General features: G+C 32.9%; 3 protein-coding genes and 1 pseudogene. All 4 read left to right on the top strand.

The window, feature by feature from the left end:
* A pseudogene (locus I4V51_RS20750) lies at positions 1-339 on the top strand (PTS sugar transporter subunit IIC); the annotation flags it as partial.
* 48 nt (positions 340-387) lie between these two features.
* The gene (locus I4V51_RS20745) at positions 388-1,287 is read left to right on the top strand and encodes a haloacid dehalogenase-like hydrolase (RefSeq protein WP_195990333.1); all 900 of its coding nucleotides are present in this window, start codon (positions 388-390) and stop codon (positions 1,285-1,287) included.
* A gap of 32 nt (positions 1,288-1,319) precedes the next feature.
* Positions 1,320-1,637 carry a PTS sugar transporter subunit IIB gene (locus I4V51_RS20740; protein ID WP_195990332.1) on the top strand — a complete coding sequence of 106 codons (318 nt, stop codon included), beginning with the start codon at positions 1,320-1,322 and terminating at the stop codon, positions 1,635-1,637.
* 64 nt (positions 1,638-1,701) lie between these two features.
* The coding region (locus tag I4V51_RS20735) for a PTS lactose/cellobiose transporter subunit IIA (protein WP_347708682.1) at positions 1,702-1,976 on the top strand (275 nt) is incomplete at its 3' end.

Here is a 1,976-nt window from a genome sequence, read left to right as displayed (position 1 = left end):
TTAACATTAACACCAGGTATTTTCAATATTAATGAACCAGCTATGTTTGGTTTACCAATAGTAATGAACTTCTCATTATTAATACCATTTGTTTTAGCCCCAATGGCTAATGCGATAATATCTTATTCGGCGATGGCCTCAGGTTTAGTTGCTACTACTACAGGAATTGCAGTTTCATGGACAATGCCACCAATCTTAAGTGGGTTCCTTACAACTGGAGGTAGCATAAGTGGTTCTATTTTACAAATAGTGTGTATAGTTGTTGACATAGCAATCTATTGGTTCTTCTATCAAGCAGTAGAAAAGAAAAATTTAGAATTAGAAGCAGTATCAGTATAGAGATATAAATATAGATAGTTAATTTTAAAAAATTTTTGGAGGAGTATTATGGGAAAAAGATTAATTAGTTCAAATGCTTCAGAGATATTAGAAATGAATGCAGCTGAATTAAAACAAAGTATTAAGGCGAGTGAAGGAAGAACAATTCTTTCAGAAAATGTTGCACCTAGAGAATCCTTTATAGGTGATATTACAAATTCAGAGATTGCCAGAGCTTTTGGAGCAGATTTGATTTTACTTAATTGTTTAGATGTTTTGAATCCAGAAATTTTTGGGTTAGATGTAAAGGAAGGTTCTTTTGTAGATGAGCTACATCGTTTAGTAGGACGTCCAATTGGAGTAAATCTAGAACCAGTAGATTTAAGTGCAGACATGTCAGAAGATCTTTACACTATCAGCAAGGGTAGACAAGCTACCCTTGAGACTATTCAAGAAATTGAAAGACTTGGTATGGACTTTGTTTGTTTTACTGGTAACCCAGGAACTGGAGTTACTAATTCACAAATAGAAAAAACAATTACTTTAGCAAAAGAAAATTTCTCAGGTTTAATAATTGCAGGTAAAATGCATGGAGCTGGCGTTAATGAACCAGTTGCTGATATAAAAGCAGTAGAAAGATTTATTGAAGCAGGTGCAGATATAATTTTAGTTCCTGCAGTTGGAACAGTACCAGGGTTTGATGATTCAGAATTAAAAGAAGTTGTTAAAGCAGCGCATAGAAAAGATGCTCTTGTATTAACTGCAATAGGTACTAGTCAAGAAAGTTCTGATGAAGATACTATAAAACAAATTGCAATACGTAATAAAATTTGCGGGGTAGATATTCAACATATAGGTGATGCTGGTTATGGTGGAGTTGCACCCTTTGAAAATATATTTGCTATGAGTAAGGCAATTCGTGGTGTTCGTCACACAATATCAATGATTGCTCGTTCAATTAATCGTTAATTAAGAATTTAAATAAGAAGGGATTGAAGAAAATGAAAACAACAATTATGTTAGTATGTGCTGCTGGAATGAGCACTAGTTTAATGGTAGAAAGAATGAAAAAAGCTGCTGAAGCTAAAGAGATGGAAACAGATATATTTGCTGTTTCAGCAGGAGAAGCAGATGATTATTTAGAGAGTAAAAAAGTAGATGTATTACTTTTAGGACCACAAGTACGTTTTATGAAAACACAATTTGAAGGAAAAGTTAAACCATTAGGAATTGCATTAGATGTTATACAAATGACAGATTACGGCATGATGAATGGAGAAAAGGTATTAGAGCAAGCTCTTAAATTAATAAACAGATAGATAGAAGATGATTACGTTAAAAGGAGTGTTTATTTTGAGAGAACAAATAAGTTTAGACGTTATTATGGAATTAATCATGTATGGAGGAGATGCTAAATGTAATGCTATGGAAGCTATTCAAGCAGCAAAAGCTGGAGATTTTGAATTAGCTAATAGTAAGGTTTCTGAAGCAGAAGCTTCATTAGTAAAAGCACATCATTCTCAAACAGGATTATTAACTCAAGAAGCTCAAGGAAATAAAGCAGAAGTATCATTATTAATGGTACATGGACAAGATCACTTAATGACTTCAATGGCATTTACAGACTTAGCAAAAGAAATTATTGATGTTTACAAAAG

This window comes from Clostridium sp. D53t1_180928_C8 (assembly GCF_015667795.1).
In the GTDB taxonomy this organism is placed as follows: Bacteria; Bacillota; Clostridia; order Clostridiales; family Clostridiaceae; genus Clostridium.
This window is presented reverse-complemented; position numbering and strand designations above follow the sequence as displayed.